The sequence below is a fragment of the Paenibacillus sp. 01T442 genome (assembly GCF_056398345.1).
The window spans coordinates 1-17,924 of sequence record NZ_JBFTPF010000036.1; the positions used below are offsets into that span (position 1 = coordinate 1).

Genomic DNA, 17,924 nt, shown 5'->3' on the forward strand with positions numbered 1-17,924 from the left:
AGTGTACTAAAGAAAGAGTTTGTTTATTGTACTGTTTATTGTACGAGATTTTTGACCAAAGCCCAAGCACAACAAGATATGTTCGAATACATTGAACTTTTTTACAATCGTAAAAGGATCCATGGTTCTTTGGGTTACCTTTCACCAGTTCGATTCGAAGAAAACTATTACAAGAGTGTTGCTGAATTCTCTTAACGAGTGTCTACTTTCTTGACAGAGGTCCAAACCTCCATCTATTAGCAGAGGAATCACACATTTGAGCCTCATCGTGTAAAATTAATTACATAAAATCCATCTAACTCGATATATCGGCGAGATATCTCAAAATTAGATGGAGTTTTTCCAGTTAATCGTTATGTTGAATGGTTAAGATAGGACATTTAAGTCATAGCGTTAATTCAGCTTCGTTTTACTGTATATAACAGGACGTATCCTTACTCGATATTTTCACTAAACCAGCTTTACGGTACGGATGGAAACGAAGCAGCATCCACAACCGCGGGAGAAGCATCCAGCAGTGGAAGATCGTCAGGTGGATCAGCCAAGTACCAGGGATCCAAGGATACAGGATGAGTATCAAAGCAAGTCCAATGCAGAACAGGTGAAGCTGTACTTTGGTAACGAGACGTACGGATGCATTGCCTTCAGGTAAGAAGCCGGACCAGAAGATGCCCCAGCGATAGGACCAACCACGCATGGCCATTCCAATGGTGAAGTGGAAATAAGCGCGAATGAGCAAGGTATGGAAGATGAGCACAAGTGGATAGCTAACTAGTAAGGGGAGCCAATGAGACGAGTCAAATTTGTACAATACTATTAGAATAAGGGACGCATAATAGAGAACTATTTTATATATAGAATGGTAAAATCGCCTCATTAACGTGTAACTGTAAATCGTAGATTGTTTGGATAAATTGGATTCTTGTTTGATTGACATAAAGAGACCTCCGCGCTGCGGTAACGTGTATGAAGGTATTATCGGCATCTCCCTGCCAAAATATGAGCATTTAGCTAGTTTAGGAGAATCGAGAATCGGACATACTAGTTATAAAAGGTCATGGGGTGATCATATGGAGGAGAATCGGTTTGGACTATGTATGATTTGTGAGCAACAGCGGATTGGCGGCATTCATATTGTGACGGCGTTCATATGTGATGAATGTAGTAAGGAGATCGTCAAAACGAGCGTTTCTGACCAGAAATATCCGTTTTTTGTGAATCAGATGAAGAAGGCATTTTACATGGGGAATTCGAGACAGTATATGAATTAAGAGGAGAAGCTTCTTTTATAGAAGCTTTTTTTGTTTTTTTATCGGTAATCCACTACTATAGAAGGGTAAATTGAAAATTGAAAGCTATTGTAGCTGGGGGAGTTTGATCTGTTTGTGCAGCGAACATTTACATAAGGCTCGAGCCCCGCTTTTTGAGGCTATGGTTGCCCATCACGCTACGAAGTCCGTTAGCCTGCATGTGCCAGGTCATAAATCAGGCCAAGGGCTGCTGGAAGAAGGAGCAGGCTTTCTACAATCGATCATGTCCATTGATTATACAGAAATAACGGGGCTGGATGATTTGCATCATCCGGAAGGCGTTATTAGGGAGGCGGAGCAGCTCGCGGCTGATTGTTTTGGCGCGGAGGAGACGTATTTTCTCGTCGGGGGCAGTACGGTTGGTAATTTAGCCATGATCGGAGCTGTTTGTCAGAGGAATGACCTCATCCTTGTTCAAAGAAATGTACATAAGTCAGTCATTCATGGACTCATGCTGGCGGGTGCACAAGCTGTTTTCTTAGCGCCAGAGGTCGACGAAGAAACAGGCGTTGCAACAGGTTTACATATCGAGGTTGTTAAACAAGCGATAGAACAGTACCCAACTGCGAAGGCGTTATTTATAACGAATCCGAATTATTATGGTTTCGGGACGGATTTGAAGCCTTTTGCAGAGATGATGCATGAGAAAGGGAAGCTCCTGCTCGTGGATGAAGCGCATGGTGCGCATTTCGGCTTCCACGAAGAGGTACCCCCATCAGCCTTATCTCAAGGCGCTGACGCCGTCGTACAGTCTACACATAAGATGCTCACCGCTATGACTATGGGGGCGATGCTGCACGTACAGGGTTCAAGGATCAACCGTAAAGCCCTCCAACAATTGTTGGCGATGCTGCAAAGCTCAAGCCCTTCCTATCCAATTATGGCCTCATTGGACTTAGCGAGAAAGCGAATGCATACCGAGGGCCAATCTTGGTTGGAGCAAGGACTTACAATCATGAAAGAATTCAGAGAAGGTGTAGAGGCGTTGCAATGTCTCCGTTTCTATCCAAGAGGGCATCAGCAGTCATTCGGCGCGGGGGGCGTAGCAACTACGACAGATCCTTTTAAAATTGCTATATATGATCCTACCCATAGAATATCTGGAGCCGAGCTCAAAGAGCGATTAGAGGCTGAAGGGTGTTATATTGAGATGACGGATGGCTATCTGGTTTTACTGGTATTTACCCCTTCTAATTCAAGGGAGGATATGCTGCGTGTAGTCCAAGTTTTAAGCAACATTTGTTTGGACATCATGAACCGTAAGCAGGAACTTCAGGCGCCTATCTCGAATATAATTAAATTACCCACCTACGCACCCATCTCCTCACCAATAAGGTTTGACCATGGTGTCTTGTTTCAAGAGACAACTCAACTGGTTAATATAGAGGAAGCGATTGGGAAGCGTTCAGGTGAGATGGTCATTCCTTATCCGCCAGGTATTCCTTATTTATATCCAGGTGAAGTCATAACGGCTTCTGTAGCTGAGGCACTCGTATTTTTGGCTAGACAGGGCATCAGGTTCCAAGGAACCTATTTTGGGCAGACGAACAAATTAACTATATACACAGATCACGAAGGGGCTTCGTGAGGCAGCTAAGCAGGAGGAACACGTGAACGGAATTTTTATTACGTTTGAAGGGCCGGATGGCTCCGGGAAAACAACGCAGCTCAAAATGGTAGCGCAAGAGTTACAAAAGTTAGGACATGACGTACTTGTTACAAGAGAACCGGGTGGCACTGCAATTAGCGATAAAATCCGCAGTATTATTCTCGATCCTGTGAATAAGGAGATGGTGGATCAAGCAGAGGTATTGCTTTATGCAGCATCGCGTGCGCAACATGTTCACGAGCTTATCCTTCCAGCGCTGAAAGCTGGTCGAATTGTGCTTTGCGATCGATTTATTGATGCTAGTGTAGCCTACCAATCTTATGGGCTTGGCGTTGATATCGAGATGGTGAAGAATATTTCGAAATATGCAAGCTCAGGACTGCAGGCAACTAGGACTTATATGATGGACGTTCCCGTTGAAGTGAGTTTGGAACGATTAAATCAGCGAGCAGGTGCTACTGAGTTTACACAGCAGCTGGATCGCATTGAGCAGAAAAATGTCGATTATCACAGCAGAGTACGAGCAGGATTCCACCAAATTGCATCCGATCATCCAGAACGAGTCATCATGATTGATGCTAATCGAGACGTAGAACGTATAGCCGCGGATATATGGCAGGATTGTAAACAGTTGCTTGAGGAACATATTTCCGTCTAAAGCGGAAAACCAATTCTTAGTTTATAATATAAGGAGGCATCACCTATGAAACTAGTCGTAGCCGTTGTTCAGGATAAAGACAGTAACCGTCTCTCTAAMGCTTTAATTAAGGAAGGGTTCAGAGCCACGAAGTTGGCAAGTACCGGTGGGTTTTTGCGTGCGGGGAATACAACCTTTATGATTGGTACGGAAGATGATCGTGTGCAAGAGGTGATGCAGGTGATTCGAGCAAATTGTAAAATTCGCGAGCAGTTGGTGACACCTGTTTCTCCAATGGGAGGAACAACGGATTCGTACATTCCATTTCCAGTGGAAGTGCAAGTGGGTGGAGCAGCCGTTTTCGTATTGCCAGTCGAACGATTCGAGCATTTCTAAACATAATCAGCTCTACACAAGGATGGATGCGTCTTGAAAATTAACCCGGGGCTGCAGCCCATCGGTAAGAATATTAAAGTTGGTGAGAATGTTCCACCGCCACAGATGGCTCCGCGGAATTTCTCTGACATCATGCAGCAGCACGATGAGAAGTATACGCAGGAACAGCTTACCAAAATGGTACAACAAATTACACTCCAAGGCGATCGTTTGTCGAGAGGCATGACCGTTAGAGCGCTTTTGCAATATAAGCTGCTCATTCGTCAGTTTCTCGAAGAAACAGCTCGTCGAGGTGTTAACTTAAGAGATACGAAGGGCTGGGATCGCCGCGGCCGTTCGAAGCGATATAAGCTTTTGGAAGAAATCGATCAAGAGCTCCTCTTGTTAGCTGATGAATTATTGGAAAATGAGCAGGGGCGGATCGAAATTTTGCATAGAATCGGAGAAATCCGAGGTATGTTGATCAACTTGTTATTTTAAAAATATAAGTGTGTAATGGGGCGAAAATAAATGTCCTTTCAATCTATACCGGGACAAGCAGCAGCCAAACGGCTGCTGCAGAACGGACTACGTCAAGACAGGCTGTCGCATGCGTATATTTTTAGTGGCCCTGTTGGGACAGGGCGTTCGGAAATGGCAATCGCACTCGCTAAAGCGATCTATTGTCAGATTGGAACGGATGATGCATGTGGTGAATGCCTGGAATGCCGTAAAGTCGAACATGGCAATCATCCAGACCTTCATATGGTCGCTCCTGAAGGCGCTTCAATTAAGATTGAGCAGATTCGGGAGTTGCAGAAGGAGTTCGCTTACAGAGCAACAGCGTCCGGAACGAAAATATATGTTCTATACCATGCAGAGAAAATGACGGTACAGGCTGCGAATAGTTTGTTGAAATTTCTAGAGGAACCGAACTCTCGTGTGGTAGCTATTCTGATCACTGAGAACGGAAATGCACTGTTACCTACGATCCAATCGCGGGCACAGTGGATCCAATTTACACCAATGCCACGTGAGCAGATGGTGCTCACCTTGCTGGAAGAAGGGCTTCCAGCGGCATTAGTACAACCAGCAGCACATGTAACAGCAGGTTTGCAAGCGGCAAGAGATTTAATTGCAGCAAATTGGTTTGCAGAAATGAGAACCGTAATGTTACAATTAGCGAAGGAGACGCTCACACGTTTCCCTACTTCCATGATTACCGTACAACAGCGGATTGTGAAAACAGAACTTGCGGATCATGTTTCGGCTTTGTTCGACCTATTGATCCTCTGGTTTAAAGATATGGTGCAGTTGCGCCTTGAGCGCAGAGATAAGCTTGTATATAATGACCAGCTAGACTGGATGAGCTCTCTCGCGTTAAGTCGAGATGTCTCGGTCTGGGTGCGTATGATGGAGCAAGCCGTAGATTTACAAAAGCGACTGCGTTCCAATGCCAATTCTCAGCTGGTTATAGAGAAAATGCTCGTGGAGATGCAGGGGGTGTAAGATGTACTCAGTGGTTGGCGTCCGCTTCAAGAAGGCGGGTAAAATATATTATTTTGACCCCATTGATTTACCGATCGAGAAAGAAAGTGCCGTTATCGTAGAAACCGCACGCGGTGTAGAATACGGCAAGGTCGTAGTGGGCAAAAAGATCGTCAAAGAAAACGATGTGGTTCTGCCACTCAAAAAAGTCATTCGCATTGCGGATGAAACGGATGCTGATTTGGTTGAAGAGAATAAAAAAGCAGCCAAGGACGCTTTCCAAACGTGTCATGATAAAATTAAAGACCACAGTCTTAAGATGAAGCTAGTGGACGTAGAGTATACCTTCGACCGGAATAAAATTATATTTTATTTTACAGCTGAAGGACGCGTCGATTTCCGTGAGCTTGTGAAGGATTTGGCGAGTATTTTTCGGACAAGAATTGAGCTTCGTCAAATTGGTGTGCGTGATGAAGCGAAGATGCTGGGTGGCATAGGTCCGTGTGGGCGAATTCTATGTTGTTCCTCCTTCTTAGGTGATTTCGAGCCAGTCTCCATTAAGATGGCGAAAGATCAGAATCTGTCCTTGAATCCTACCAAGATATCAGGGTTATGCGGAAGATTAATGTGCTGCTTGAAATATGAACATGATAACTATGAAAGTGCCAAAGATTCGTTACCGACGGTTGGCCGATTAGTGATTACATCTTTTGGCAGTGGAAAAGTATTGGGGCTTAATATTAAAGAACGTACGGCAAAGGTTCAATTGTTTGATCTTGGGAAAGCGCTAGATCTACCATTCGATGATGTTGTTGAACAAGAGTAGAAGATCGAAGATCCAAGGAGGCGCTGGCCAGTAAGCATGCATGGCACTAGAGGTGAAAGCGTGGATAAACAAGATATTTTTGGACAAATAGATGGGATCGAAGAACGAATGGGTACCACGTATGCTGAATTAGGTGCCTTGAAGAAACGGATTATTACCCTCATCGAAGAAAATAAGAGATTAAGCATAGAGAATCAGCAACTTCGTAAGCTCATTCGCCAAGAGGAAACGGTGGTTGAGGAGCCGACGAGAGATACTGAAGACGAACCGGTACAGCTCCCAGGAGCCGGATATGATAATTTAACCCGCTTATACAATGAAGGATTTCATATTTGCAATGTGTATTATGGACACCTTCGGACCGAGGGAGATTGTTTGTTTTGCTTATCCTTTTTAAATAAATAAGATGCTTGGCCGTAGGGGTGTATCCCTTACGGTTTTTTTCCATAATAAGCAAGAAAGAGAAAGGGAAGACGTATGAAGCAAGTTTCGTTACAACCGACAGAGCGAATTGATGATTTATTGACATATGATTTGAAAATTATCCAAAGTGATGAAGTGTTCAGCTTCTCGATGGATGCGGTACTCCTAGGGAGGTTCAGCAGTGTTCCGCCTAAGGGGCGAATCGTAGACTTATGTACAGGTAATGGTGTGGTGCCCCTGTTGCTATCAACAAGGACGCGTGCGGAGATCTGGGGCGTTGAGATCCAAGAGCGTTTGGCGGATATGGCTGTGCGCAATGCGGAGATTAACGATCTATCGGAACGGTTGCATATGGTACAAGGCGATTTGAAAAACATTCACAAGACCTTGGGACACGGACAATTTGATGCTGTCACCGTAAACCCGCCTTATCTGCCTGTGCCTAATGGGGAGCAGAATAGTAATGCGCATTTTGCGGCGGCGCGTCACGAGATTCATTGCACGCTGGAGGACGTGATTGCGGCAAGTGCTAAGCTAGTCAAAGCAGGCGGTAAAGTCGCCATGGTACACCGGGCTACGCGGCTGGTGGACATCATCTGTCTAATGAGGCAGTATCGTATTGAACCGAAGCGAATTCGTTATGTACACGCACGTGCGGGAGAAGAAGCAATGATGGTGTTGATCGAAGGAATGAAGGATGGCAAGCCGGAGATTCGTACCCTGCCGCCTCTGATTGTATACACAGAGAAGGAAGAATACTGCCAAGAGCTGAAAGACATCTACTATGGTGGACGGAGCGCTCTAGAGTTCTCGTAGACAGGCTAACTGTACGATTAATATAAAGTGATGAGGGATTTAACTGTGAGTGTAACGATACAGAAAAGCTACCGCGATGATTCTAGCGGTGTAGGCACGCTATACCTGGTTGCCACACCGATCGGCAACCTGGAAGATATGACCTTCCGCGCGATTCGCACGCTGAAGGAAGTGAGCATGATTGCCGCGGAAGACACGCGGCAAACACGCAAGCTGCTGACCCATTTCGAAGTCGCTACGCGACTGGTCAGCTATCACGAACACAACAAGCAAGCAAGCGGCCCGGAGCTGGTCCGCTTGCTGCTTGAAGGGCAGAGCATCGCGCTAGTCAGCGATGCCGGCTTGCCGGCCATTTCCGACCCAGGTTATGACCTGGTGCGGATGGCCGTAGACGAGGGCGTGCCGGTGGTGCCCATCCCCGGCGCCAATGCAGCCCTGTCGGCGCTGATTGCATCAGGCCTGCCGACAGAGCGATTCGCCTTCGTCGGTTTTCTCCCTAGGGAGAAAAAGGACCAGACGAAGTTGCTTGAAGGGCTGCAGCATGTGCAAGACACACTGCTGTTCTATGAATCGCCGCACCGCGTGGAGAAAACACTTCAGCGCATGGCGGAAGTGTGGGGGGCGGAGCGCAGGGTTTGCCTCGCCCGCGAGTTGACGAAGCGGTACGAGGAGTTCTTGCGCGGCACAATCGCAGAGTGCCTCGCGCACTTGGAGCAGTACCCGCCGCAGGGCGAGTACTGCGTGATCGCCGAAGGCGCATCCGACGCGGCCGTGCAGGAGGCGGCCGATGGTTGGTGGGAGGCGAAGTCGCTCGGCGAGCATGTCGCCCACTACGAGAATCGCGGGATCGATCGCAAGGATGCGCTGAAGCTGGTTGCTACCGATCGCGGATTATCGAAGCGTGATGTATACAATGCGTTGCTGGAGCGTTAAGGTGCCAAGCAAGGGGAATTATAGAAAAAGGCCCCACTAGGGGGGCCTTTCCATCTATCATATATGTAAGGGTGGTAAAATCATTGCATCAATTCATATTATGTCAGTCTTCTATCTTCTAAGGTCTATACAAAAAAAGATCTCTAACCCGTGGCCGAAGCCAACAAAGTTAGAGATGAAAGGAGATATGAAAAAGGTTAGAATTACCAATAGGATAAGTGCTACTTCTATTATATACTACTTTTCTTATTTTGTCACAGGTGTTGGCATTTCTGCTAAACAAATATGACAAACAATTTTTCCTTTGAAGTACGATACATTCTCCGCATTGCCACAGAAGATACAAGCTGGCTCATATTTCTTCAGCATGATGCGCTCACCGTCTACATATATTTCCAAAGCGTCTTTCTCGCCAATACCCAACGTGCGGCGCAACTCAATTGGAATAACAACGCGTCCTAGTTCGTCCACTTTTCTAACAATTCCGGTAGATTTCATCATATATATAAAACCCCTTTCGATTTTATCAATTTTTTATCAATATCGTCATGTTTCGACATTTGCTTATGACTTATGATACCAACGATTCCCAAAATAGTCAACCATATTTTCGCTGAAATCGAGTAGTTTTATCCCTATTTTAATTATTTGTGTAACGAGGTAAAAAACGAAGATGGCGCTATCTACAAGGGGTTGTAAGGATTATATTACGCGCTTTTCAAATGCCTATTTAATAAGAGATACTGGAAAATAGGCGATTGAGATCTGCATAAATTGGAATTTCAAATTCGACAATAATCGACATTGTAAAAGGTTTCATGTCGAAAATGTCGAAAGTATTAAACTATATTAAGGGGGTTCAAGCTGTATGAATGAAGAAAAGGTATTTAAAGATCCCGTTCACAAATACATTTACGTGCAAGACGATACGATTTGGGATTTGATTAATACCCGTGAGTTTCAACGGCTGCGCCGCATTCGTCAATTAGGCACGTCGTATTTAACTTTTCATGGTGCGGAGCATAGCCGCTTCTCCCACTCGCTTGGTGTCTATGAAATTACGCGGAAAATTATTTCGCAATTCGAACGCAATCACTATGAGGATTGGCCGAAGGAAGAGCGTCTGCTATGTTTATGCGCCGCATTGCTGCATGATTTGGGTCATGGTCCGTTTTCACATTCAATTGAGAAGGCTTTTGGCACAAAGCACGAGGACTGGTCCTGCCGCATCGTGTTAGGGGATACTGAAGTGAACGAAGTGCTGAGTCGCGTCTCGCCTGATTTTCCGAAGAAGGTGGCAGGTGTCATCTGTAAATCCTATAGCGAAGAGATTGTCGTCAGCCTGGTTTCCAGTCAGCTGGATGCGGACCGGATGGATTATTTGCTGCGTGATGCCTACTTTACAGGGGTTAACTATGGGACATTCGATTTGGAGCGAATTCTTCGGGTGATTAGGCCTTACAAGGGGCATATTGTTGTCAAAGAGAGCGGTATGCATGCGGTTGAGGATTATCTAATGTCTCGCTATCAGATGTACTGGCAGGTTTATTTTCATCCCGTTACGAGAAGTGCAGAAATTCTTTTGCATAAAGTATTTGCACGAGCTAAACATTTGTATGAGGAAGGCTATACGTTCGGATTTATGGTCGAGCCAATTCTTCATCTCATTCAGAATCAAATCTCCTTAGAAGATTATTTGCTGCTGGATGAGTCTGTCATGCAAACGATGCTGACCTTTTGGATTCAAGAGAAGGATGGTATGCTGAGGGATATGTGCAAGCGCTTCTTGGATCGTAAATTGTACAAGTACAGTACCTTCGATGGAGATCAGGGGGAGCTTATTCAGCGTATGGAAAAAGTGATGAGCGAAGTTGGTTTCGATCCAACGTACTATATGGAGATCGATTTCCCTTCGAATCAATCTTATGACGTGTACAGAGCTGGTGAAAATGATGATAATTTGCCGATCTTCTTGCTGGATCATAAGGAGACATTAACTGAAATTACGCATCGCTCCGAAATTGTACAGTCGATTAGTGGCTTCCAGATGGGTAAGCATCATGTGTACTATCCAGAAGAGTTTCTTGAGCGGTTGAACGCCGAAGATTATCCGGATGTTTGGAAGATGTTGGGGGAGCAAGAATAAACAGGTATAAGAGGCTATAAGCAAAATGACGGAACATCATTCATATTTAGTTACATAAGGGAGAACAGTCATGCTAACGGATTCACACACACATTTAAATGCGGAGCAATTCAAAGATGATCAAGATGAGGTCATTCAGCGGGCGTTAGAGGCCGGCGTTACAAGAATTGTGAATGTTGGCTTTAATCGAGAAACGATTCCTAGCTCAATCGAGCTTGCTGAGAAATACGATTTTATATATTCGACGGTTGGCTGGCATCCTGTAGATGCGATAGATATGATGCCTGGTGATTTGGAATGGATTGAGTCCTTATGCCAGCATGAGAAGGTGGTCGCGATTGGGGAGATTGGTCTAGACTATTACTGGGACAAGTCGCCCAAGGATGTTCAGCAACGAGTTTTTCGGGAGCAAATTCGGCTTGCACGTAAGTTGGGGATGCCCATTGTGATTCATAATCGGGATGCACATCAAGACATTCTAACGATTCTCAAAGAAGAGAAGGCAGCGGAGGTCGGAGGTATCATGCATTGTTTCTCGGGCAGTTGGGAGACAGCGAAGCAGTGTCTGGATATGAATTTCCATATTTCCTTTGGAGGCCCTGTTACATTTAAAAATGCGGTGCAGCCGAAAGAGGTACTGGCGCAGGTTCCGCTTGACCGTTTATTGRTCGAGACGGATGCGCCGTACTTAACGCCACATCCTTTCCGCGGTAAGCGCAACGAAACCGGTTATGTTCGCTTGGTGGCCGAGACTGCCGCGGAAATTCGAGGAATGACGCTGGAAGAGATAGCTGAAATTACAACAAACAATGCGATTCGGTTACTCGGCCTCAAGTAAGGCGTTTTTCTTGAACTTCCGGCGTAGGACAACGCCGCATGCGAAAGAAATAAAGGCAAGACTGAGCAAGGGGACTACGATATACAGGATGGGGGTTCCCATCATGAATGGAATCGTTAGGATCACAAGCTCTAGTAAGAGGGTTAGCCAGATGATGAAGGCTAGCGAACCTGCTCTGGTTTTAGGTTCCAATGGATACATATGGAGCCAAAACGTATAGCGATGTGCACGCTCCAATGAAGTAAGCTGAACCATCGAGATGACAAGCGCAATGAGTAGGATGACGCTGCGCGCAGTCGTGGAATCTGCAACGGCCAGGGCTAAGATGCCAATCACAGTCAGACGTAGCACAATGGCGAACATCTCGGTGCGCAACAAGGTCTTCATATATAAGTAGAGAAACGCCGAATCCTGTCGAAATGGAATCGTTCGGGTAATCCCGCTGATCCAACCTCGGCGGGCTATTCGCGTTGGCAATTGAGGTACATCCACGAACCAGTTGAAGAAAGCATAGAGTCTTGCTTGCTGCTGCTTCTCTTTGGCAATCAGATAGTCCCATCCGATCACATATTTACCCACGGATCGGAAGGCAATCAGCCAAATGAATACAAGAAGCATGGCAGCTACACTTGCCCATAAACTGCTATAGTGAAACTGGATCGTTATTAAGGCAAGTGATGCCACCCATCGAAAACAAACAGATACGAATCGAGTTCGTTCAGCGGCAAATCTGCCTTCCTGCCAACTCGCTAATAGGTTCGCTACTTTTAATAGAAGTAATAGAGCGAATATGAGAAGAAATGGCTGTGCATCAGTACCTAGACAGTGTTTATATAGGGGTTTTACTGCGACCCATCCGAGAAATAACCAAACAGCCTGAAGTGATAAACTATACAAAAAGCTGCTTCGGAAATAGGTGCCCATTTCATGTTCAATCCGCAATAGAAACATCCGATCGGCACTGCGAGTCAGCGTTCGAATGGAGCTTGAAGCGACGAGTGGAACAAGCACGAGCAACACGATCCATAGGTACGGATAATCTGTCGGAAGACGCTGTAATGTTTTTGCATAATAATAGGAAGAAACGATGACAAGAAACAACAAAAAGCCGATAAAGTTGCTGCGTGCGGCATACTGCCAATATCCCATGGATTCCTTCCAATAATGTTGAAAACGCTGCTTCCATAATGCATGTGTATTAAATGCAGGCGTACTATCGGTTAAGTGACTCATGCCTTGTCTCCTTGAACGAGCTTGTAGAAGATGTCGTCTAATGACGCCTGAGGCAGCGCCGTCTGGGCGCGTAATTCGACTAAATCTCCCTGAGCCACCATGTGCCCTTTGTGGAGAACGACATAAGCATCGCAATATTTTTCAATTGTAGACAAAATGTGTGAGGAAATGAGAAAGGATGCACCTTTTTTCTTCATTTGAACCATGAGATCAAGCAAGGAACGTATGGCTAAAGGATCGAGTCCGAGAAATGGTTCATCGATAATATATAAAGAAGGTTCGATCAGGAAGGCATTCATGATCATGACCTTCTGTTTCATCCCTTTGGATAAATGACTTGCGAAGCTATTCAGCTTGTCTTTCATTTGAAACTGCTCTAATAAGGATCGAGAACGGGTTTCATAATCCGCTTTAGAAATACCGTAAGCCATCGCTGTTAGCTCGAGGTGTTCGCGAATCGTAAGTTCTTCGTATAACTCTGGACTTTCAGGCACATAAGCGTATGTTGCTCGGTAAGGTAGCGGATTTTCGGCCAACGTTAAACCGTTAATGCGAATGGACCCTTTTTGTGGCTGAAGCAGCCCAAGAATATTTTTGATGGTGGTACTTTTCCCTGCACCATTAAGTCCAATTAGCCCCATCATTTCACCTTGACGGATCGAGAAGGAAAGGTTATGAAGAACGGGTTTGTTGGGTAAATATCCACCGAATAAAGCGTTTACTTGCAAGATGGGACCCATCTCAATTGCCTCCCTAAATAGCAAATTTTTGGTATTATTCATTCAAATACTTCCAGAATCATTATAAACAAAATTGCATTTTTAGCCTAGTTTTGACCATTATACACTGAAAAATCGCGTATACGTACGTTAAAGTTAGACACATGTAGATATAAGTGGGTTATATATGAAAAATAATCGAAATTTAGGCGATTTAGCCCTTTTTAACGGGTGTTAATCCCTTTACAGGTTGAGATTAACAGCGTAATATACTTTTCATAATAACTTAATATCCAATTTGCCAATTTTCCATTCGCTGAGTTCCAAATGTGGAAACGGGGGAACCACTGCAAGCTTAATGAGCATACCAATGCGGTTAAGTAAGCAGAGAGTAACAGGGGTGAATCATAGACGTCAAACAAGCAGTTTGCGTTTACGTAGGGCGACTCTCACGTCCGAATCCGTCAGCTAACCTCGTAAGCGTAAGAGAGGTAACGATTGTCGTGCGTGCTATTTGTATTTCATTATGCAAACTAAGCCAGCGAGAAGAGTCCTCTTCTTGCTGGCTTTTTGTCCACATACAGGGTTCTACACAGATCAGAAGACATAAAATAACCCGGAATTCATAGGATGATGAATAGGTAAAAGGGGGGGACGACCAGATTCAGCGAAGTAACTTGCTGATGATGGCGAGCATTAAGTTAAACTAAAAACCTTAGTCGCGTCAAATTAATCATGCTGTAACCTGGCGGCGAGGCTTTGAAGGAGGACCGAAGAAGTGGGCAGTATCTCAATTAGCGAGACCCATGTAAAACGATCATCCAGCATGTCCTTCGCATTGCGATGGAAGCATGAAAACTTGCGTTTGATTTTAAGCCTAGCTATAATCTCAATCGCAATGACTTTCATGTTTTTGGTGTTGTTGTACGGAACGGCTACCAAGAGCGTATCCGTGGTTGTTAATGGACAAGAAACTATTGTGCACACGAAGCAATGGGTCCTGCAACGCCTACTGGATGAACAAGCCATAACGATTGGTGAGCACGATGAAATTTCAGCTTCACTCACGACCAAGCTCAAGGGTGGAGACAAAATTGTTATCGAGCATGCTTCACCGATTCAATTGACTGCTGATGGAAAGACCACCACTGTTTACACAACTGCAAGAACGGTAGAAAGTGCATTGCAACGTTTACATATTGCACTTGGGGAGAACGATCGTATTTCTCCCGAACCGACGTCCGCTCTTACCACTGGCGATGAAATCAAGATCGTCCGTGTGAAAAAAGAGACGGAGGAAGTCTCTGAACCGATCGCATTCGAGACAGAGAAAAAGAATGACGCATCTTTACTTAAAGGGAAAGAGCAAGTGGTCCAAGAAGGTAAAGAAGGCGTTTTGGTCAAGAAGAAAGAAAAGACTTTCGAGGACGGTGTTTTAGTCGCGGAAGCAGTTGTGGGTGAAGAAGTACAAACAGAAAGCATTAAGAAAGTAGTTTCCGTAGGCACGAAAAATCCTGTGGTTGTTCTCTCCGCCTCTTCACCGAGTGTGGATGAGGTTTCCAAGAACGGTGTGACCTTCGGCTACAAACAAATTCTCAAAAACGTGAAGCTGACGGCTTATTCAGCGGATGTTGCTTCGACAGGCAAAACTGAGGGCTCCTCGGGTTATGGTAAGACCTACACAGGTACTACGGTGACTGAAGGGCGTACAATTGCTGTCGATCCGAAGGTTATTCCGCTAGGTTGGTGGGTATACATCGAAGGGATTGGTTTCCGTCGTGCTGAGGATATTGGAAGCGGCGTGAAAGGCCAAATGATCGATGTGTACTATGAAGATCACGGCTATGCGAATAAATTTGGCACGAAGCAAGGGTACACTGTGTATGTGGTTGGCCCTACAAAACCGTCCCAAAACTAACGTGTAAACGGTAGTTTTGACGGGAACACTACTAAATACACGTAGCTTGGCATCTGCCTGCGCGAAAGAAGAGGAGACCCCTCTTCTTTTTCTGCGTACTGGGGAAGGAAAACGGTGATGATAAAAGAAATGATCGTTGTGGAAGGCAAGGACGATACAGCTGCAATCAAACGGGCTGTGCAGGCGGATACCATTGAAACAGGCGGTTCTGCCATCGGACAAGCCGTACTGAAGCGGATTGCGTTGGCTCAGCAGCGCAGAGGCGTCATTATATTCACGGATCCGGATCACGCAGGGGAACGGATACGCAAAATCGTGGCAGCGAAGGTACCTGGCTGCAAGCATGCCTTCATTACGCAGGAGCAAGCGGCGTATAAGGGCGACATCGGTGTCGAGAACGCGACGCCGGAGACGATCCGTCAGGCGCTGCAGAGCCTGCGGACAGAGTATAACGCTGTCGTCTCGCAGCTGACGATGGAGGATCTGATCGCTGCCGGTCTCATCGTGCATCCGGATGCGGCTGCTCGCCGCTTGGCCGTAGGCAATGCGCTGGGCATTGGTTATTGCAATGGCAAGCAATTTTATAAGCGCTGCGCCATGTTTCAGATTTCTCGTGAAGAATTTGAGGCGGCGCTCGAACATTTGAATCAGTAGAATCCCTAGAACCCTATAGATACGAGGTCTATACTATGAATATAACCGGACAAGAGGTTGTTGTAACAGCAGAAGATGTGGCAACACCAAGTAAAACCAAACAAATTATTAAGAAAAATGGTCTAGTGCTGAAGAAAAGCTTAGGCCAGAACTTCTTAATTGATCAAAATATATTGAGCAAAATCGTCTTGGCTGCTGAGCTCGGGCCTACGAAGGCTGCGCTCGAGATCGGCCCTGGCATCGGCGCGCTCACACAGCAGCTAGCCAAGCTCGCTGGCCGCGTGCTGGCCGTCGAGATCGATCAGCGCCTGCTGCCCATCCTGGACGAGACGCTGGCTCCTTACCCCCATGCCACTGTCGTTCATGGGGATATCTTGAAGACGAACCTGCCGGAGCTGTTCCGGCAGCATTTCGAAGGCATGGAAGGCGTCAGCGTTGTCGCCAACTTGCCTTACTACATCACGACGCCAATCATCATGAAGCTTCTCGAAGAGAAGCTTCCCCTGGAGAATATCGTCGTGATGATTCAAAAAGAAGTAGCCGACCGCATGGCGGCTCGTCCGGGCACCAAAGATTACGGCAGCCTTAGCATTGCCGTGCAGTTCTACTGCKAGCCGGAGCTCGTCACGATCGTGCCTCGCACCGTCTTCGTGCCGCAGCCGAACGTCGATTCCGCCGTTATCCGGCTGCGCGTGCGTCAAGCGCCGCCAGTTGAAGTGGCGGACGTGGACTTCTTCTTCGCTGTCGTCCAAGCGTCCTTCGTTCAGCGTCGCAAAACCCTCTATAATAACCTCGCGGCGAGGTTCTTTACCAAAGAGAACAAGCCTGAGCTGGAAGCGTTGCTGCATGGCATTCAGATCGAGCCTTCACGCCGGGGTGAAACACTCAGCATGGAGGAGTTCGCACGCTTGTCTACGGCTCTTCGTGCGCACGGCTGCAAATAACCCGCACCAAATGCCTAGTCTCACCATAGGATACCCTTAGGAGGGGATTTGTGCGATGAGGCAAGGAGATTTTGTTACCCGTATTTCCTATGGCGGCGACGTCGTGTTTAGAATTGAACGAATTGAGCATCTCAAGGCCATTCTGAGGGGTGTCGATTTTCGGTTACTTGCAGATGCGCCGCTCACGGATCTGACGAAAACGAATCCTAAGGAGACCTTAGATCATCCACGGTCAAGCTCGCCTGAATTTCGTGAGTCACTGCGTCGCCTGGCGGTGTCCCAAGTGCAATTGCAGGAGAAGAATCAGATAGCCGTCAATCATAAACAGAAGTCACAACCGACTCATAACAGTTATTTTGAAGTGCCTGGAAGAGTTCTTCACTTGGATGGCGATCCGAGCTATCTGCGAAAAAGTATGCAGCTCTACGGCGAATTGCGCGTACCTGCAGAAGGTTTCTTCGTTCCTGAGGCGCAAATGGCGGAAGCACTGCAAAGATTGCTTCCTCAATATAAACCGGACATTGTCGTCATTACGGGGCATGATGGTATTTTGAAAAATCGGCAAAGCGTGAGCCCGAGCAATCTGTCGAGCTATAAGAATTCCCAAAACTTTGTGAATGCGGTGCGAGTAGCCAGACAATTTGAGAGGAATCGGGATTCCTTAATTATTGTGGCGGGCGCTTGTCAGTCGCATTTCGAAGCGTTATTGCGGGCGGGGGCTAACTTCGCAAGTTCTCCTGCGCGCATACTCATCCACGCCTTAGACCCTTTGTGCATCGCTGCTAAGCTGTCCTATACCCCAACTAGAGAAACGATTTCGATGTTGGATATTATGGATTTGACGGTGACAGGCCTAGAGGGGCTAGGCGGGGTGGAGACGCGGGGCAGTTATCGGATGGGTGTTCCTGGTATTCAGCACACAGAAGAGTCAGTATAGCTGAATTAGGCGCCCTTAGAGGACGACAAGTGGCTTGTAGTTACTTGATGCGAGTGAAACTCTAGCCAAATTGTGCGATTCAAAGCAACACTTTCTGTTATGAACTCCGTATGGAGGG

General features: G+C 46.2%; 21 protein-coding genes and 1 riboswitch. Of the genes, 17 read left to right on the forward strand and 4 right to left on the reverse strand.

From position 1 onward, the window contains the following. The coding region (locus AC1DLM_RS22360; protein WP_477571242.1) for an IS3 family transposase at nucleotides 1–195 on the forward strand (195 nt) is incomplete at its 5' end. A gap of 214 nt (nucleotides 196–409) precedes the next feature. On the opposite strand, the gene AC1DLM_RS22365 is transcribed toward AC1DLM_RS22360, so the two are convergent. Beyond that, complete coding sequence (locus tag AC1DLM_RS22365; RefSeq protein WP_441991501.1) at nucleotides 410–937, reverse strand: hypothetical protein; 528 nt, start codon at nucleotides 935–937, stop codon at nucleotides 410–412. 133 nt (nucleotides 938–1,070) lie between these two features. Here AC1DLM_RS22365 and AC1DLM_RS22370 point away from each other — a divergent pair, with 133 nt between their 5' ends. From AC1DLM_RS22370 to rsmI, 10 genes are all read left to right on the forward strand, one after another. Further along, nucleotides 1,071–1,271, forward strand: coding sequence for a sigma factor G inhibitor Gin (locus AC1DLM_RS22370; RefSeq protein ID WP_057313330.1), 201 nt, complete (start codon nucleotides 1,071–1,073; stop codon nucleotides 1,269–1,271). A 112-nt stretch (nucleotides 1,272–1,383) separates the two neighbouring features. Then, complete coding sequence (locus AC1DLM_RS22375) at nucleotides 1,384–2,898, forward strand: aminotransferase class I/II-fold pyridoxal phosphate-dependent enzyme (protein ID WP_441991502.1); 1,515 nt, start codon at nucleotides 1,384–1,386, stop codon at nucleotides 2,896–2,898. 22 nt (nucleotides 2,899–2,920) lie between these two features. Further along, entirely contained in the window at nucleotides 2,921–3,577 is a 657-nt protein-coding gene (gene tmk, locus AC1DLM_RS22380) for a dTMP kinase (RefSeq protein ID WP_441991503.1), read from the forward strand. A 45-nt stretch (nucleotides 3,578–3,622) separates the two neighbouring features. Next, nucleotides 3,623–3,952: a cyclic-di-AMP receptor gene (locus AC1DLM_RS22385; protein WP_477571243.1), complete on the forward strand. Its 330-nt coding sequence runs from the start codon at nucleotides 3,623–3,625 to the stop codon at nucleotides 3,950–3,952. Between the two features lie 33 nt (nucleotides 3,953–3,985). Then, nucleotides 3,986–4,432, forward strand: coding sequence for a YaaR family protein (locus AC1DLM_RS22390; RefSeq protein ID WP_171629538.1), 447 nt, complete (start codon nucleotides 3,986–3,988; stop codon nucleotides 4,430–4,432). A gap of 30 nt (nucleotides 4,433–4,462) precedes the next feature. Further along, entirely contained in the window at nucleotides 4,463–5,440 is a 978-nt protein-coding gene (gene holB, locus AC1DLM_RS22395) for a DNA polymerase III subunit delta' (RefSeq protein WP_441991504.1), read from the forward strand. A gap of 1 nt (nucleotide 5,441) precedes the next feature. Continuing rightward, on the forward strand, nucleotides 5,442–6,245 hold the full coding sequence (locus tag AC1DLM_RS22400; protein WP_441991505.1) for a PSP1 domain-containing protein: 804 nt from the start codon (nucleotides 5,442–5,444) through the stop codon (nucleotides 6,243–6,245). Nucleotides 6,246–6,305: 60 nt separating this feature from the next. Next, the gene (gene yabA / locus AC1DLM_RS22405) at nucleotides 6,306–6,650 is read left to right on the forward strand and encodes a DNA replication initiation control protein YabA (RefSeq protein WP_441991506.1); all 345 of its coding nucleotides are present in this window, start codon (nucleotides 6,306–6,308) and stop codon (nucleotides 6,648–6,650) included. A 72-nt stretch (nucleotides 6,651–6,722) separates the two neighbouring features. Further along, entirely contained in the window at nucleotides 6,723–7,484 is a 762-nt protein-coding gene (locus tag AC1DLM_RS22410; protein ID WP_477571244.1) for a tRNA1(Val) (adenine(37)-N6)-methyltransferase, read from the forward strand. Between the two features lie 45 nt (nucleotides 7,485–7,529). Then, nucleotides 7,530–8,417 (forward strand): 16S rRNA (cytidine(1402)-2'-O)-methyltransferase, encoded by an 888-nt coding sequence (gene rsmI / locus AC1DLM_RS22415; protein ID WP_477571245.1) that lies wholly within the window; start codon nucleotides 7,530–7,532, stop codon nucleotides 8,415–8,417. A 246-nt stretch (nucleotides 8,418–8,663) separates the two neighbouring features. Here the strand turns inward: rsmI and AC1DLM_RS22420 are convergent, their stop codons facing one another. Continuing rightward, nucleotides 8,664–8,918 carry an AbrB/MazE/SpoVT family DNA-binding domain-containing protein gene (locus tag AC1DLM_RS22420; protein WP_028557356.1) on the reverse strand — a complete coding sequence of 85 codons (255 nt, stop codon included), beginning with the start codon at nucleotides 8,916–8,918 and terminating at the stop codon, nucleotides 8,664–8,666. Nucleotides 8,919–9,285: 367 nt separating this feature from the next. Here AC1DLM_RS22420 and AC1DLM_RS22425 point away from each other — a divergent pair, with 367 nt between their 5' ends. Both AC1DLM_RS22425 and AC1DLM_RS22430 read left to right on the forward strand, forming a co-directional pair. Then, nucleotides 9,286–10,563: an HD domain-containing protein gene (locus AC1DLM_RS22425; protein ID WP_441991509.1), complete on the forward strand. Its 1,278-nt coding sequence runs from the start codon at nucleotides 9,286–9,288 to the stop codon at nucleotides 10,561–10,563. Nucleotides 10,564–10,633: 70 nt separating this feature from the next. Then, on the forward strand, nucleotides 10,634–11,401 hold the full coding sequence (locus AC1DLM_RS22430) for a TatD family hydrolase (RefSeq protein WP_477571246.1): 768 nt from the start codon (nucleotides 10,634–10,636) through the stop codon (nucleotides 11,399–11,401). Here AC1DLM_RS22430 and AC1DLM_RS22435 read toward each other — a convergent pair. Then, entirely contained in the window at nucleotides 11,384–12,634 is a 1,251-nt protein-coding gene (locus AC1DLM_RS22435; RefSeq protein ID WP_441991510.1) for an ABC transporter permease, read from the reverse strand. The two genes, AC1DLM_RS22430 and AC1DLM_RS22435, sit on opposite strands and share 18 nt — an antisense overlap. Beyond that, entirely contained in the window at nucleotides 12,631–13,374 is a 744-nt protein-coding gene (locus AC1DLM_RS22440) for an ABC transporter ATP-binding protein (RefSeq protein ID WP_441991511.1), read from the reverse strand. Before AC1DLM_RS22440 ends, AC1DLM_RS22435 begins: the two co-directional genes overlap by 4 nt. A gap of 283 nt (nucleotides 13,375–13,657) precedes the next feature. After that, nucleotides 13,658–13,851: riboswitch (cyclic di-AMP (ydaO/yuaA leader) on the forward strand. Between the two features lie 280 nt (nucleotides 13,852–14,131). On the opposite strand from AC1DLM_RS22440, the gene AC1DLM_RS22445 reads away from it, so the two are divergent. The 4 genes from AC1DLM_RS22445 (at nucleotide 14,132) to yabG (ending at nucleotide 17,806) form a co-directional block, all read left to right on the forward strand. Continuing rightward, nucleotides 14,132–15,271: a ubiquitin-like domain-containing protein gene (locus AC1DLM_RS22445; protein WP_441991512.1), complete on the forward strand. Its 1,140-nt coding sequence runs from the start codon at nucleotides 14,132–14,134 to the stop codon at nucleotides 15,269–15,271. A 117-nt stretch (nucleotides 15,272–15,388) separates the two neighbouring features. After that, entirely contained in the window at nucleotides 15,389–15,925 is a 537-nt protein-coding gene (rnmV, locus tag AC1DLM_RS22450; RefSeq protein ID WP_441991541.1) for a ribonuclease M5, read from the forward strand. Between the two features lie 35 nt (nucleotides 15,926–15,960). Further along, nucleotides 15,961–16,869 (forward strand): 16S rRNA (adenine(1518)-N(6)/adenine(1519)-N(6))-dimethyltransferase RsmA, encoded by a 909-nt coding sequence (gene rsmA, locus AC1DLM_RS22455; RefSeq protein WP_477571247.1) that lies wholly within the window; start codon nucleotides 15,961–15,963, stop codon nucleotides 16,867–16,869. Between the two features lie 55 nt (nucleotides 16,870–16,924). Continuing rightward, on the forward strand, nucleotides 16,925–17,806 hold the full coding sequence (gene yabG, locus AC1DLM_RS22460; RefSeq protein ID WP_441991514.1) for a sporulation peptidase YabG: 882 nt from the start codon (nucleotides 16,925–16,927) through the stop codon (nucleotides 17,804–17,806). Nucleotides 17,807–17,924: the final 118 nt, after the last annotated feature.

Excerpts from the sequence above, each read along its gene's own strand:
- AC1DLM_RS22365 (WP_441991501.1), bottom strand. The coding sequence starts at position 937 with ATGTCAATCAAACAAGAATCCAATTTATCCAAACAATCTACGATTTAC.
- AC1DLM_RS22370 (WP_057313330.1), top strand. The coding sequence starts at position 1,071 with ATGGAGGAGAATCGGTTTGGACTATGTATGATTTGTGAGCAACAGCGG.
- holB (WP_441991504.1), top strand. The coding sequence starts at position 4,463 with ATGTCCTTTCAATCTATACCGGGACAAGCAGCAGCCAAACGGCTGCTG.
- AC1DLM_RS22400 (WP_441991505.1), top strand. The coding sequence starts at position 5,442 with ATGTACTCAGTGGTTGGCGTCCGCTTCAAGAAGGCGGGTAAAATATAT.
- AC1DLM_RS22410 (WP_477571244.1), top strand. The coding sequence starts at position 6,723 with ATGAAGCAAGTTTCGTTACAACCGACAGAGCGAATTGATGATTTATTG.
- AC1DLM_RS22420 (WP_028557356.1), bottom strand. The coding sequence starts at position 8,918 with ATGATGAAATCTACCGGAATTGTTAGAAAAGTGGACGAACTAGGACGC.
- AC1DLM_RS22425 (WP_441991509.1), top strand. The coding sequence starts at position 9,286 with ATGAATGAAGAAAAGGTATTTAAAGATCCCGTTCACAAATACATTTAC.
- AC1DLM_RS22435 (WP_441991510.1), bottom strand. The coding sequence starts at position 12,634 with ATGAGTCACTTAACCGATAGTACGCCTGCATTTAATACACATGCATTA.
- AC1DLM_RS22440 (WP_441991511.1), bottom strand. The coding sequence starts at position 13,374 with ATGGGTCCCATCTTGCAAGTAAACGCTTTATTCGGTGGATATTTACCC.
- rnmV (WP_441991541.1), top strand. The coding sequence starts at position 15,389 with ATGATAAAAGAAATGATCGTTGTGGAAGGCAAGGACGATACAGCTGCA.
- yabG (WP_441991514.1), top strand. The coding sequence starts at position 16,925 with ATGAGGCAAGGAGATTTTGTTACCCGTATTTCCTATGGCGGCGACGTC.